The sequence below is a fragment of the Vibrio harveyi NBRC 15634 = ATCC 14126 = KCTC 12724 genome (assembly GCF_001591145.1).
Classification (GTDB): Bacteria; Pseudomonadota; Gammaproteobacteria; order Enterobacterales; family Vibrionaceae; genus Vibrio; species Vibrio harveyi.
Genome location: NZ_BCUF01000018.1, coordinates 29,852 through 42,842 on the forward strand (window position 1 = coordinate 29,852; position 12,991 = coordinate 42,842).

11 protein-coding genes are annotated in these 12,991 nt (G+C 45.9%); 3 read left to right on the plus strand and 8 right to left on the minus strand.

Translation table 11 applies throughout. The features are described from left to right. The first annotated feature begins 31 nt into the window (after positions 1-31). The 3 genes from VHA02S_RS11265 (at position 32) to iolG (ending at position 2,886) form a co-directional block, all read left to right on the plus strand. The gene (locus VHA02S_RS11265; RefSeq protein ID WP_038898272.1) at positions 32-865 is read left to right on the plus strand and encodes a MurR/RpiR family transcriptional regulator; all 834 of its coding nucleotides are present in this window, start codon (positions 32-34) and stop codon (positions 863-865) included. Positions 866-1,050: 185 nt separating this feature from the next. Continuing rightward, complete coding sequence (locus tag VHA02S_RS11270) at positions 1,051-1,878, plus strand: sugar phosphate isomerase/epimerase family protein (protein ID WP_005447410.1); 828 nt, start codon at positions 1,051-1,053, stop codon at positions 1,876-1,878. Between the two features lie 21 nt (positions 1,879-1,899). Further along, positions 1,900-2,886, plus strand: coding sequence for an inositol 2-dehydrogenase (gene iolG / locus VHA02S_RS11275; RefSeq protein WP_038898271.1), 987 nt, complete (start codon positions 1,900-1,902; stop codon positions 2,884-2,886). A 79-nt stretch (positions 2,887-2,965) separates the two neighbouring features. Here the strand turns inward: iolG and sstT are convergent, their stop codons facing one another. From sstT to malT, 8 genes are all read right to left on the minus strand, one after another. Continuing rightward, positions 2,966-4,183 carry a serine/threonine transporter SstT gene (sstT, locus tag VHA02S_RS11280; RefSeq protein WP_026000277.1) on the minus strand — a complete coding sequence of 406 codons (1,218 nt, stop codon included), beginning with the start codon at positions 4,181-4,183 and terminating at the stop codon, positions 2,966-2,968. A gap of 363 nt (positions 4,184-4,546) precedes the next feature. Continuing rightward, positions 4,547-5,623: a ribosome small subunit-dependent GTPase A gene (gene rsgA, locus VHA02S_RS11285; RefSeq protein ID WP_009700613.1), complete on the minus strand. Its 1,077-nt coding sequence runs from the start codon at positions 5,621-5,623 to the stop codon at positions 4,547-4,549. A gap of 256 nt (positions 5,624-5,879) precedes the next feature. Next, on the minus strand, positions 5,880-6,182 hold the full coding sequence (locus VHA02S_RS11290; RefSeq protein WP_009698030.1) for a PTS sugar transporter subunit IIB: 303 nt from the start codon (positions 6,180-6,182) through the stop codon (positions 5,880-5,882). Positions 6,183-6,359: 177 nt separating this feature from the next. Next, positions 6,360-6,827, minus strand: coding sequence for a copper chaperone PCu(A)C (locus VHA02S_RS11295; protein WP_029788352.1), 468 nt, complete (start codon positions 6,825-6,827; stop codon positions 6,360-6,362). Next, positions 6,817-7,428 (minus strand): SCO family protein, encoded by a 612-nt coding sequence (locus VHA02S_RS11300; protein ID WP_005447419.1) that lies wholly within the window; start codon positions 7,426-7,428, stop codon positions 6,817-6,819. Before VHA02S_RS11300 ends, VHA02S_RS11295 begins: the two co-directional genes overlap by 11 nt. Positions 7,429-7,437: 9 nt before the next feature. Then, positions 7,438-7,863 carry a hypothetical protein gene (locus tag VHA02S_RS11305; RefSeq protein ID WP_029788351.1) on the minus strand — a complete coding sequence of 142 codons (426 nt, stop codon included), beginning with the start codon at positions 7,861-7,863 and terminating at the stop codon, positions 7,438-7,440. A 184-nt stretch (positions 7,864-8,047) separates the two neighbouring features. Next, entirely contained in the window at positions 8,048-8,965 is a 918-nt protein-coding gene (locus VHA02S_RS11310) for a polyprenyl-phosphate transporter (RefSeq protein WP_038898270.1), read from the minus strand. Between the two features lie 877 nt (positions 8,966-9,842). Further along, positions 9,843-12,551, minus strand: coding sequence for an HTH-type transcriptional regulator MalT (gene malT, locus VHA02S_RS11315; protein ID WP_005447421.1), 2,709 nt, complete (start codon positions 12,549-12,551; stop codon positions 9,843-9,845). Between the last annotated feature and the right edge of the window lie 440 nt (positions 12,552-12,991).

Sequence of the window (12,991 nt, forward strand, 5' to 3'; positions counted from 1 at the left end):
AAGCGTTCATTGATAGGAGAGCAGTATAACTATGGATGTTGAAGTGAAAGCACCTGCAGATTTAGACACACTAAAAGAGTTAATCGCAAAGCGTTACGACAGTTTGAGCGGACGTTTGCAGCAAGTCGCGGATTTTGTAACCGACCAGCCGATGCTGGTGGCGGTAGAAACCATGGCGACCATTGCCAAGCAAGCCAACGTACCATTGTCGACCTTGAGTCGATTCTCTAATGCGATGGGCTTTGATGGCTTCACTTCTATGCAAGTACTGTTTCGCGATCAGTATTTGAATCGCCCGAGAGATTACAAAGAGCGTGTTCGTAAAGCTCGTGAGATGGAGGACGTCCCACATGACTCGCCTCAAGCCATCTTCCAAGATTTCGGACACGCAAACATTGAAGCACTAGAACAGCTTCAAATGTCGGTCTCTCCACAAAAACTGGAACGTGCAGTGGCTCTGATGGATGGAGCAGAAACCATCTACATCCAGGGGACTCGTCGCGCTTACCCAGTGCCCTTCTATCTTTGGTACGCCCTCATGAAATCCGACAAGAGTGTAGTGCTCTTGGATGATCACGGTGGCATGTTGTCTCCGTTAACTCGACGAATGAACGAAAAAGACGTTCTGTTTGCTATCACCTTCAATCCATACGCAGAAGAAACCAGCCAACTGATTGATGATGCTTGCAAAAAGAACGTACCGATTGTCTGCATTACTGATAACCAAATGACGCCTCATGGCAGCAAAATGGATGTCTGTTTTGAAGTGCAAGAAGGCGAATTAATGGGCTTCCGTTCGCTCAGCAGCTCCATGTATTTGGCGCAGGCGATTGCGGTGAGTCTGATTTGTCGAGAAGTGAAGTAACTTCATCGCTCAGTAATCTCGAATAGGGACGCGATCCTGCGAGCAAATAAGCAGTAAAGCGCGCAGATTTTTCCATACCTTTGTCCACTGATTAAGTGCAACTTAGCGGTTGCGCTGCGGGTTTGCTCGAGCTGAATTCGGCTTATGTCCTGCAATATACAGGGCAGTGAGAAGAGGTAAATCTGATGCGTTTTGCTCTACATGGCATGTGCTCTCTGCACAGCAATATCCTATCTGATGTCCGACTTGCCAAAGAAACTGGCTACCAAGGGCTCGAAATTCACACCGAAAAACTCTGGCGTTATATTCAAGCTGGCTTCTCCGCTGAGCAACTCAAACAACGTATGGATGAGTTTGGCATTGTCCCAACGGCGATCGACATCATTGGCGCGGTTGAAGTGACAGATAAAGCCAGCCAACGTCAATTGTTCCAAGATTCAGAAACGCTGTGCCGTTTTGCGCAAGCCGTGGGTGCACCTACCATCCAGCTCAATGCTTTTGAGGCATTAAATGGCTTAACTAAAGAGCAAAACATCGAACTCACGGCACAGAACATTCGCCAGATTGTCGACATTGGTAAGAGCTATGGCATCCGTTTCCAATATGAAGGCGCGGCTTGGACTCCAATCGCCAAATTGGAAGATTACTTCCGCCTGTACGACGCCGTCGGCCGCGACAACTTTGGTTTTGTTCTGGATACATGGCACTTATGGGCATGTCGCGGGGCAACGTTGGAACAAGTGGCAAATATCGATGCCGAGCTGATTTACAACGTGCACCTGTCTGACGGTAAGCGTCCTGCTCCGGGTGAGGCTTGGCCTGATGAGCGCGCTCTACGTGGTTACTTGTTAGGACAAGGTGAAGTGCCATTGAAAGAGTGGGTCGATGCGATTCGACAAACGGGTTACGACGGATTCTACTCTGGTGAATTCCTTAACGACCAACTCTGGGAAGGTGACTATCACGATATCGCCGCAGACATGCTGACTGGCATGAAGCGTCAATTCGACTAAGCGACGCAGAAGGGATTTCCTATGTTTAATATTGCTTTATTTGGAGCGGGTCGAATTGGTCAAGTGCATGCGATCAATATCGAACGTTCACCAGAAACCGCGATTTATTCGCTTATTGAACCCTATGAGCTCTATGCGGAGCAGTTTTGTGCGCAGTATCCGCAGACCAAACGCCAAACCGTAGAAGAGGCGATGGCGGATGAGAACGTTCATGCGGTGTGCATTTGCTCTTCAACCGATACTCATGCGGATTTGATTGAGCGAGCAGCAAAAGCAGGCAAAGCGATTTTTTGTGAGAAGCCTATCGACCTTGATTTGGGGCGAGTGCGCGATTGCTTGGGCGTAGTAAACCAGCATCAGGTGCCGTTCTTATTAGGCTTCAATCGCCGCTTTGACCCGCATTTCTTGAGCCTTAAGAAAGCGTTGGATGACGGTCAAATTGGCGAACCAGCAAGCGTAGTCATCACCTCTCGCGATCCTGCGCCACCGCCAGCACAATACAGCAAATCGTCCGGTGGTATGTTCCGCGATATGACGATTCACGACCTCGACATGGCGCGGTTTATCTTAGGGGAAGATCCAATCACGGTTACGGCACATGGCAGCTGCAAGGTAGATCCTGCCATTGGTGAAGCGGGAGATATCGATACAAGTGTGGTGACGCTTACATTCCCTTCTGGTGCGATGGTGACGATTCACAATAGTCGTCGCTCTGGCTACGGATACGATCAGCGTCTCGAAGTGCATGGCGAGAAAGGCATGTTGCAAGTGGCGAATCTGACCGAAAATCTAGTCAGCCACAGCACAGAAATAGGGCAAGTAGGCGCAACACCGAAGTACTTCTTCTTAGAGCGTTATGAGCGTGCTTACGTGGCAGAGTGGCAACACTTTGTTGAAGTACTTAAAGGCGAAGCACCATGCTGCTCGGGTATAGATGGTGAGATTGCTCTGACGTTAGCGGATGCCGCGTTAGAGTCGATGCAAACAGGGAAGACGGTTCGTTTGTAGGTCATCCCTAGCAGGAAACAAAAAGGGGAGCCGCATTGGCTCCCCTTTCTATTATTGAGATCTTAAAGATGCTTAAGTCTTACTGAGCTTTTTGCTGTTCTGATTTGCAAACAGCGGCAGTGAAGATAACGTCTGTTGAGCTGTTTAGGGCTGTTTCAGCAGAGTCTTGAATCACACCGATGATGAAACCAACGGCTACAACCTGCATTGCTACGTCGTTTGAGATACCAAACAGGCCACACGCTAGTGGGATAAGTAGTAGAGAACCACCAGCAACACCTGATGCACCACACGCTGATACTGCAGCAACAATACTTAGTAGTACCGCTGTCATTAGGTCAACGTCGATACCCATAGTGTGTACCGCTGCTAGCGTTAGGGTTGTGATAGTGATTGCTGCACCCGCCATGTTGATGGTCGCACCTAGTGGAATAGATACTGAGTACGTATCTTCGTCTAGGTCTAGTTTCTTACATAGGTTCATGTTCACTGGAATGTTCGCAGCACTTGAACGCGTAAAGAATGCCGTTACGCCACTTTCACGTAGACATTGGAACACCAACGGGTATGGGTTTTCTTTCGTTTTGAAGTATACGATCGCAGGGTTAACCACTAGCGCAATGATAAACATTGAACCTAGTAGTACCGCTAGAAGGTGAGCGTAGCTTGCTAGTGCACCAAAACCTGTTGTTGCAAACGTTGAGGCAACCAGACCAAAGATACCAAATGGCGCAAGACGAATGATAAAACGAACAATGTGGGAAACACTGTGGCTTAGATCTTCGAATACCGCTTTTGTTGTTGCTGATGCGTGGTGAAGTGCAAGACCAAGACCCACACCCCAAGCAAGAATACCGATGTAGTTTGCTTCTACTAGCGCGTTTACTGGGTTATCAACCAGTTTGAACAACAAGGTTTGGATAACTTCTGCAATACCTTGTGGTGGTGTTGCACCTTCAGCGCCCGTTACTAGCGTTAAATTGGTCGGGAAAAGGAAACTTAGTACTACTGCGGTTAGTGCCGCAAAGAAGGTACCCGCTAGGTAAAGAATTACGATTGGACGCATGTAAGTGTGTTGGTTTTTCTTTTGGTTTGCGATAGACGCAGCCACCAAGATAAATACCAATACTGGAGCAATCGCTTTTAGTGCACCAACAAACAAGCTACCCAGCATACCAACGCTTTCTGCGTGGCTTGGCGAGATAGTCGCAAGCAGAATACCTAAGACGATACCGACGAGGATTTGGAGAACGAGGTTACCGCGAGCGAATCGGGCAACCAGACTGTTGTGTTGCATTTGCATACATCATTCCTGCAATTTTTGACTCAGCAACAGTGCAATATTCAGTCATTACACGGCGTAATGTTCCCTCGCATGAAGGGGCTGAATCTTGTGGTTGTGCTGCTAAGACATCCTGATTATCAATTATCCTGTTTTTATAAATCCAGCCATTTTCTTGCTGAATATCACATATCTTAACTTGGTAATATTTTGTGTCTAGTTTTAGTTTGTTCTTAGTTTAAATGTTTGCTCAATGTTATCGTTATTGGTCTTTTGTGTTGATTTGTATGGCGAAGTATGAATGATGGTTTTTCATAAAGTTATTAAAAAAGGAGGCGTTAGCCTCCTTTGTTCTATTGATTACGCAAATACAACAAACTAGTAACTCTGTTGGCGTTTGCGCTTTCCGTCAACAATACTGCGAACCATTTTGCCGAACTGTTTATTCTGCGCTCTTTGCTCTGCGAGACTCGCTCCGTTATGGGCTTGTTCACGCAATAACTTCTGATAGTTAGTAAAGCGTCGTAGCTCAAGAGAGCCATCTTCAATCGCAGCTTGAACCGCGCAACCTGGCTCGGTTTGATGTTGGCAATCATTGAATCGGCAGTTATCAGCTAAGGCTTCAACATCAGCGAAAGTTTCACTCACGCCTGCCTCGCAATCTGCTAATTGGATCTCTCGCATTCCTGGCGTGTCCATTAAGATCCCACCGGATGGTAATAGGTGGATTGAGCGTGAGGTTGTAGTGTGTCGACCTTTGCTGTCATCCTCACGAATACCACCAGTCGCTTGTTCTTGCTCGCCAAGCAGGGTGTTTACTAAGGTCGATTTTCCTACCCCTGAAGAGCCAATAAATGCGACGGTTTGACCTTCGCCGCACCAACTCATTAATTTGGCAACGTCTGATTCATCCAAACCATTAACGCTTTCCACCATAAGCAACGGATCGAGCTTTTGTACCTGAGCTTTGAGCTCGTCAACATCGTCACATAAGTCTGCTTTCGTCAGCACAATCACGGGCTCTACATCAGCTTCATTGATGAGAGCCAAATAGCGCTCAATGCGACTGAGGTTAAAGTCGTGGTTGAGTGAACAAACGATGAAGACAGTATCCACGTTGGCGGCGATAAGTTGCTCGGCGACCTTACTACCTGCGGCTTTGCGGCTGAATAAGCTACGGCGTTCAAGTAGGCGAGAAAACTGTTGCTGACCATCCAATACTACCCAATCACCAACGGTCATGCTGGGTAACGAGGGATGGATAGGTAAGTGAGTTTCACCTTGTTCGCTAACCACAACGTAACCACTACGATGGTGAGCAATCACTCGCGCGAAAAGCGTGTCTTGGTAATCGTCTAACGTCAGTTGTTGTTGAAAAAAGGGTTTCCAACCTAATAGCTTTAATGGGTTAGGTTGAGTTAGTAGTGTTTCACAAAAAGAATGTGTTTTATTCATTGTTGAATTATCCCAGACGCAACAAAGCGCCTTAATACAAATCGCATTAGGGTCTAATTCGCATAGAGCTGACCCCGGTGAAAACCGGGCAAGGAAGGGAGGGGGTGTGGCTTAGCCACGAGAAAAAAGTTGGACGTTTACCCTTTCACTGCCCAGTTAGTGTTATTCATTACAATCATCATATTTCCTCTTAAGTTGGTGAGTTAACGGTCGGAGTATAGCGACTGTGCTCCGACTCTTACAACTCCTTTGCGTTTTATATGTGTTTTATTCGACGTTCTTCCATCTCTTGTGAATAGGTGTTGGCTTTTACGCCGTAGATGATTTGGATATGTCGTTCATCGATGATCACGACACCATGCGCTCCATGTTCCTTTAGTGCTTTTTGATTCACAATGGTGGTGTCTTTTAGTGTGAGTCGTAGCCTTGTCGCGCAAGCACCAGTTTCCACCAAATTACTCATGCCACCAATAGCGTCAATGATGGTATCGACATCCTGTTCTAGGTTTGGATTTACTTGCGTCAGCATTTTAAATACGCGAGAAAGGGCTTTTAACATGGCGAGAAACTCGTTTGCAGCAAAGCCTTGTTTATATCTCAGCAGCGGCTGTTTCGCTCTGATTTAGGACACAAAATCATGCATTGATAGTTTGGCGAATACGGCTTAGAGAAAAGAGAGAGGAATAAAAAAGCTCCTCACGTTGGAGGAGCTTTGAATCGATGAAGTGAAGAGACACTAATGATGATGTTCGTGCTTTTTCATTCCAGCCATGACTTTTTTAACTGGTGCGGTAAAGCTTTGCTTTTGGTCGTTGTCGTAAGTTACTGTCACTTCGATTTCGTCGCCTTCATTAAGCGGCTTTTTAAGGTCGAATAGCATGATATGCAGGCTGCCCGGTTTTAGCTCGGTGGTCTCTTTTGCAGCGAGTGTGATGTGGTCTACTTGACGCATCTTCATTACATCGCCTTCTTTAATCACATCGTGCAACTCGACTTTACCTGCTGCAGGGGTTTCTGCTGCGACAATATTGATGTCTTCTTGGCTTCGGTTAGCAAAGGTCACAAACACAGCGCTCGTCACAGCACCTGGCGCCATTGCTCGTGCATACGGTTCGTGTGGCATCACGTTTAGGTTTGCTTGTGCCAAAGGGCTTAGAAGTAGGGCGGAGAGGGCTAACGTTTTGATTGCATGCTTAGCTTTCATTGGTTTTTCCTTCTGCTGTCAGTTTAGTTATCGCTTCGACAATTGGCGCAGGCGTTAAGGTGTGTGGCACTTTAGTGATGAGTGTGCCGTCAGGCTTCAAGAAGTAAAAGTAAGAGCTGTGGTCGAGCGTGTATTTCAGCTCTGAGCCTTCTAGCTCCGTTTTACGGAAAATAACACCGTATTTGTGGGCAAGTGGGGTGGTCACGTCGAGTGGTGCGGACAGACCTTCAATCATCGGGTGGAAGTAGTGGGCGTACTTGGCTGATGCATCTGCCTCGTCACGTTCTGGATCAAGCGAGATGAACATTGGGCGCAACTGCGCTTTTTGCGCATCGTCGATTTGATTGAGTGCACCTGCTAGCATGGCTAATGAGGTTGGGCATACGTCTGGGCAACGCGTAAAGCCAAAGTAAACAATGCGAATGCGATCATCGCTGGTATCGAAGATATCGACAGGTTTATCGCCTTCGCCAAACAACACGCTTTGCTCGGTAGTGACTTGTTGTTTTTTCTCTACGTCTTTTTGTCCATCTAGGTACGTTTTGGTACCAAAGCCAAGGACAAACGCAACCACGAGAAAGAGAGACCAATTACGGCTCATATCAATTCCTTATCTTTGCATTTTGAGGGCCGGGTAGATGGTGTCTTTACCGTCGGAAAGTTCACCAACCCACGTCATTGAATCTTGTGTACAAACGGGCAATGTCACATCACCCACAAATTTACCTGGTGCCACTTTCTTTAGCATGAATTTTGGCTCGCCCATTTCCATTTCTCGACCAACCAAACTTAATACGAGCTGATCCGCTTCGCTGTCTTGCCATTCGACTTCGAGCTGAGCTGGGATAAGAGGTTGAGCAGTATCGACGCTAAGCGTCATCGCAACATTATGTTGGATACAAGGTTCAGTAGAGAGGAAACAGTATTCATCGAGCGACTTAGGCTCGGGCGCTGAAGAGAAGTTTTTTATTAGGGTAGGCGCGTAAAAGCCAGCGACCAGTGCCACGGCTATCCCTGCGATTTGTAACACTTTCATTAAGATTCAGTATTTATCACTTAACATTGCCTGCATCCTAGCACAGATGGGATGTACGAAAACTCGTAACTTCAACAAATTGTGCACTATCCCCATCTATTTGAAACCTATTGTTTGTAAAGCGTAAATAAAAAAAGCGGAGCCAATGGCTCCGCTTCTTAAATGATGGAATTGTGGTTCAGATTTACTTGTTTGAATCCGCAAACTTCTCTAAACCAAGTACTAACGCGATAGCGGCTAGCATCATGAGCACGGCTAACACCAGTTGTGATGGTTGAGACGTGATGTGCTCAAACTCAAACGGTGATAGGTTTTGCTCTAGCAATGGCACTTGCTCACCCTTCGAGTTAGTACGCCATGTTAACGTTTCCTTCCAAGGCCAGATCTTTGGTAGCGTACCGATCATTAAGCCAGTTAGGAACATTAAGGTTAAATCGCGGAATTTGCGCAGTAACCAAGACAACAAGTGAGAGAAGGACAGCAGACCAGCAACACAGCCAACAAGGAACAGCGCAAGGATATCAATTTGGAAACCTTTTACCGCGCCCAATACAGGAGCATACATGCCGATCAATAGCAAAATAAAGCTGCCTGAGATACCCGGTAGAATCATCGCACAGATTGCGATAGCTCCAGCCAGAATGGTGTTGATCGCCGTTGGCTCCATATGAAGTGGTTTTAGCACGGTGATGCTGTAGGCGAAACCAATGCCGATCAATAACGCAACAAAACGGATAGCGTCACGCTTTTCTACTTGGCGAATGATGTGGTAGACAGACACCAAGATCAGACCAAAGAAGAATGACCAAATTGGAATTGGATGAGTTTCCAATAGCCAACTGATTAGTTTTGCCAGCGTCGCGATACTGGTGAAAATACCCGCAAACAAAGAGATAAGGAAGAAGCCGTTAATGTGATTAAACGCAGCTTTGAAGCCATCCTTTTTCCAAATCGAGAAAAGTGAAGGGTTAATACGTCGAATGCTTTCTAGCAGTGTGTCATAAATGCCAGTAATAAATGCAATGGTACCGCCTGATACGCCTGGGACAACATCGGCTGCACCCATCGCCATTCCTTTGAAGTAGGTGATTAGATAGTTCATTTCTCAAGTACTAAGTCATGTAGATGGCCCTGAGTATACAAACATTGATGTCAAAAAAGTATGAAATAGTGGTGAGGAAAATATCTAAATGATTGCTTATCTAGGATCTGTTGAACTTTCGTGGTTAAGTTTTGTTCTGATGGGCGCATGGTTAAAATCGTTTTAGGCAAGAAAAGGAGTGTATTGCTTAGCCATTCTAGGTAAACACTCGCTGTAAAAATCAGCTTGAAAGGCCAACAGAACCTAGCAACGTTAAGCTTTTTGGTTAGTTTAGGTGAATAAAAACAGAAAGATACACGATAAAGAAATGGATTTGTTATCAGCTGTAAAGGGGCGCTTGATTGAATAAATGTCAGCGTAAAATTGATAAATTTGTTGAATGAAGTCGTTTGGTGACTTATTTATCACTTATGCCACAGAGTTGCGACTTGCAACTGCAATTTGCATTTTGACTTTGCATATTGCAAATGTTGTAACATCTTGGCAGTTTGATATGAGATCTTGTGCCCAAAAATAATGCTTTTCAAATTGGCATGATTAATGCATAATCCTTTTCGACCCTTCTTAAGCCGAGGGTCACCTAGCCAACTGACGTTGTTAGTGAATATACATTGTTCACATCATACATAAGCCAATCGCCTTAATTGCGGTTGGCTATTTTTTTGTCTGTCGTATACCCAAGTGACTTTGAGATGCAGGATTCAGAGCGTTGTTATTGATGCGAGCGCAATGAAAACAACGCCGTGTAATAGCCAGCCCTTTCCAAGTCGTATATATGTACAACGTTTCTTACAGGCTTTGCAATTTGCATGAATGCCCACAAAAAAGGGGCTGACGCAATACGCCAACCCCTGTTTAGCTACTCTCTTTCGAGTGATCAGTAACCCATCAATTGCAGCAAGTTCTCCGCCGTCACAATCGCTTCCTTACGGTTTGCAATGTTGAGCTTTTGGTACAAGTTACGAATGTGAGTCTTAATCGTTGTGCCTGCTACGTCTAACTCTTGAGCGATTTGCTCATTGCTAAAGCCTGAGTAGATCAAACCAAGCACTTGCCATTCACGTTGCGTGAGTGGACTGGTTCGAACCAGCTCCGGCACGTTCGGGTGGTTCACCAGTTTCTCAATAAAGTCTTCATCAAAGTGAATCGAACGGCTGCGTTGGTTTGAAGAGATGTCTTTCATCAATTGCTGAGCACGGTGACGTTCTAAATCGCCCAGCTCATGACGAAGACTTAGCTTCTCTAGTAGACCACCAATCGTTGCACCGTCGATTAAGAAGTTGCCGACCATACCGGTTTGGTTTGTCATCACTAGTGCTTCTTTCAATAGTGCTTTTGCTTGCTCTTCGTCTTTCTGACGCGCGGCAAATACCGCTTCAACCACAAGGTTGCGATTGGTATCGGTCACCAAGTTAGTACGACGAGCTTCGCTTTGTAGGAAGTCCAAAGCTTGTCGCGCTTCGCCATATTGGCCAAGGTTGATGTGAGCACGAGCAATATTGCGCCACTGTAACTGCAAGAAGTGGTTACACGCTGATTCCGGGCGAACTGCGGTGTTCAACCATTCTTGAATTGCTTCTGTGTTGCCACGAGCTTGCCAGAACAAGATCAGAGAGAGTGATGCGTTTGCCGTCCAGTCTACGTGATAAGTGGATTGTTTCATCAAGTGCTGGATGTGTTCGATAAACTTACCCGCTTTGTCTAATTCACCGCGACCAATCGCAATACGTGCCAACATTGAGTAGCTATGTAAGTGCTTACTTGGTGAGTGGTTTTCTAGAATTTGTAGCCCTTTGTATGAGCACTCTTCTGCTTCATCCAAGCGGTTCCAGCACCACAATACTTGCGCGCGAATTCGTAATAAAAACTCGTGAAGAGGAACATGCTGAAGCTGTTGATCTTCAATCAAGCGGAAGCCGGAATCTTGCAGCTCAAATGCTGCTTGGACGTAACCTTGCGCGATCATGATTTCACTTTGTTGCAAGATTGCCCATAACGCTTGGTGGTAAACCTGATACTGACGTGCCAGTTTTTCGGTTTGTTGCATCATTGGTAATGCGCGGTCAAGTTTACCCAGTACGTGGTTTACTTCACCAACGACTGACGTCGCCACGATACGGCTGCGGTACACCGTTGGGTCAAGTTGGCTCAGTGCTAACTCGGCTAACTCTAATGCACGCTCTGGTTGGTTGCTGTTGATTGCAACCTGAGCGAGTAGGGCATTAGCTTGACCTTGGTAGCCAGAATCAAGTTCGATATTACGTTTCTTATGCTCTTCTTCGGCTTCTGCTAGTAGCTCACCAACCTGGTTGTAGCGGTGTTGGCTTTGCGCCAACCATGCGCGCAACATCGACAGTTTCGGGTGGCTGAAGAGTAAGTCTTTATCAAGCTGGTTGATCGCCGCTTCTAGCGTTGTTAACTCACCTTGGTTGAACATCTTCCAACCAAATTCATTCAAGATTTCTACGATTAGATCAGTGTCGTCAGATTTCTGTGCGTGGTGAATAGCTTGATGCGGTGCTTTCTGTTTTAGCCAGGCGACAGCTGCGTTGCGGTGTAGATCTTTCTCTTGTTGAGGAATACGCGCTTGACGTTCATGCGACAAAAATTCGCCAAACAGATTGTGGAATCGGAACCAGTTTTGTTCACCTTCCAGTGGATAGATAAACAAGCCGTATCGATTGAGTGACTCAATCATGCCGAGTGCATCTTCACGTTGCGTCAATGCAAAGACGAGTTCGTCGTTGAAATGGTCGAGTACCGACACTTGCATTAAGAAATGACGTGTCTCTTTGTCTAATAGATCAAAGACTTCTTCGACTAAGTAATCCCATAAGTGTGCATGATTAAACTGAGACACCGACTCTACGGTTTGTGCCAGAGTGCGGTTCTGATGCTGTGCTTGTAGGGCGATAAGTTGTAACGCTGATGGCCAACCTTCAACGTAAGTACGTAAGTTGTTCGCCATGTCTTCATCGATGCCATCGGCAATGCGTTGGTTGAAGAAGCGTGTGGTTTCTTCGGTATCGAATGCCAACATTTCGTTGCCGATTTCGATCATCAAGTCACGGACACGAAGGTTCGCAGTGCCTAATGGCGGTGCCGCACGGCTAGTAACCACTACAGTAAGGTTGTCTGGCATGTGCTTTAAGAAAAAACGCATGGACTCGTGAATTTCGTCGTTAGTGATCAGATGGTAGTCATCGAGTACGACGTAACACTCATGCTGAAAATCTGCCATTTCAGCGAAAACTTCGCTGAATAAAGAGCGTAAAGAAGAGAACTGACGCTTTTCAGCCAATTTTTGAGCGTTAGAGCAGTTGTAGTTGGTCGCTTTGTTTAAAGCTTGCAGTAGATAGTTAACGAAGCGGAAACCATCGTTATCACTGTCGTCGATACTGTACCAACCTACATTGGGTTTGTCTGACAGCCACTGTGCCGCCATGGTGGTTTTCCCGTAACCAGCCGGCGAGCGAAACAATACCAGTTTGTAGTAAGGCGCTTGTTGCAGTAAGTCCAACACTCGCGGACGGACGATTGCGTTGTGCAGGCGACCTGGGCGAGTAAGTTTAGATGGAATCCACATTATAAATTCTGTCCTTAATTTTTTGAGCTAGCGAAACTAGAAACTGACTCACACCACTAAATTCTAGTTTGTATAAAAAGTGTACAGGCTTGCGAGTCGTTTTGGATGTTACGACAACAGAATTGGTTGTTACTTTGATCCACTTCCTAATTCTCAAGAGTTGATGCAAATGCCACCAACTACGCCCTGTATTTGTGATTTTGGTCACTTAAACATCGATGGTATTGATCCCATGTAGAGAGAGTTGCACATCTATTAAGGAGAAATTATCAATGTTAAAAGACGTAATGTGATCGATAAGACAGTTTTTACATTGGAGTTGGAAGGGGGAATAAAAAACGTCATGAACAAATTTTAATCTTTCTCACAGGTGGCTGTGATCCGAATCACTAAGAATAGGGTTATAGGCTGCCGTGTTGCGATTTGGATCACTAAGTTTG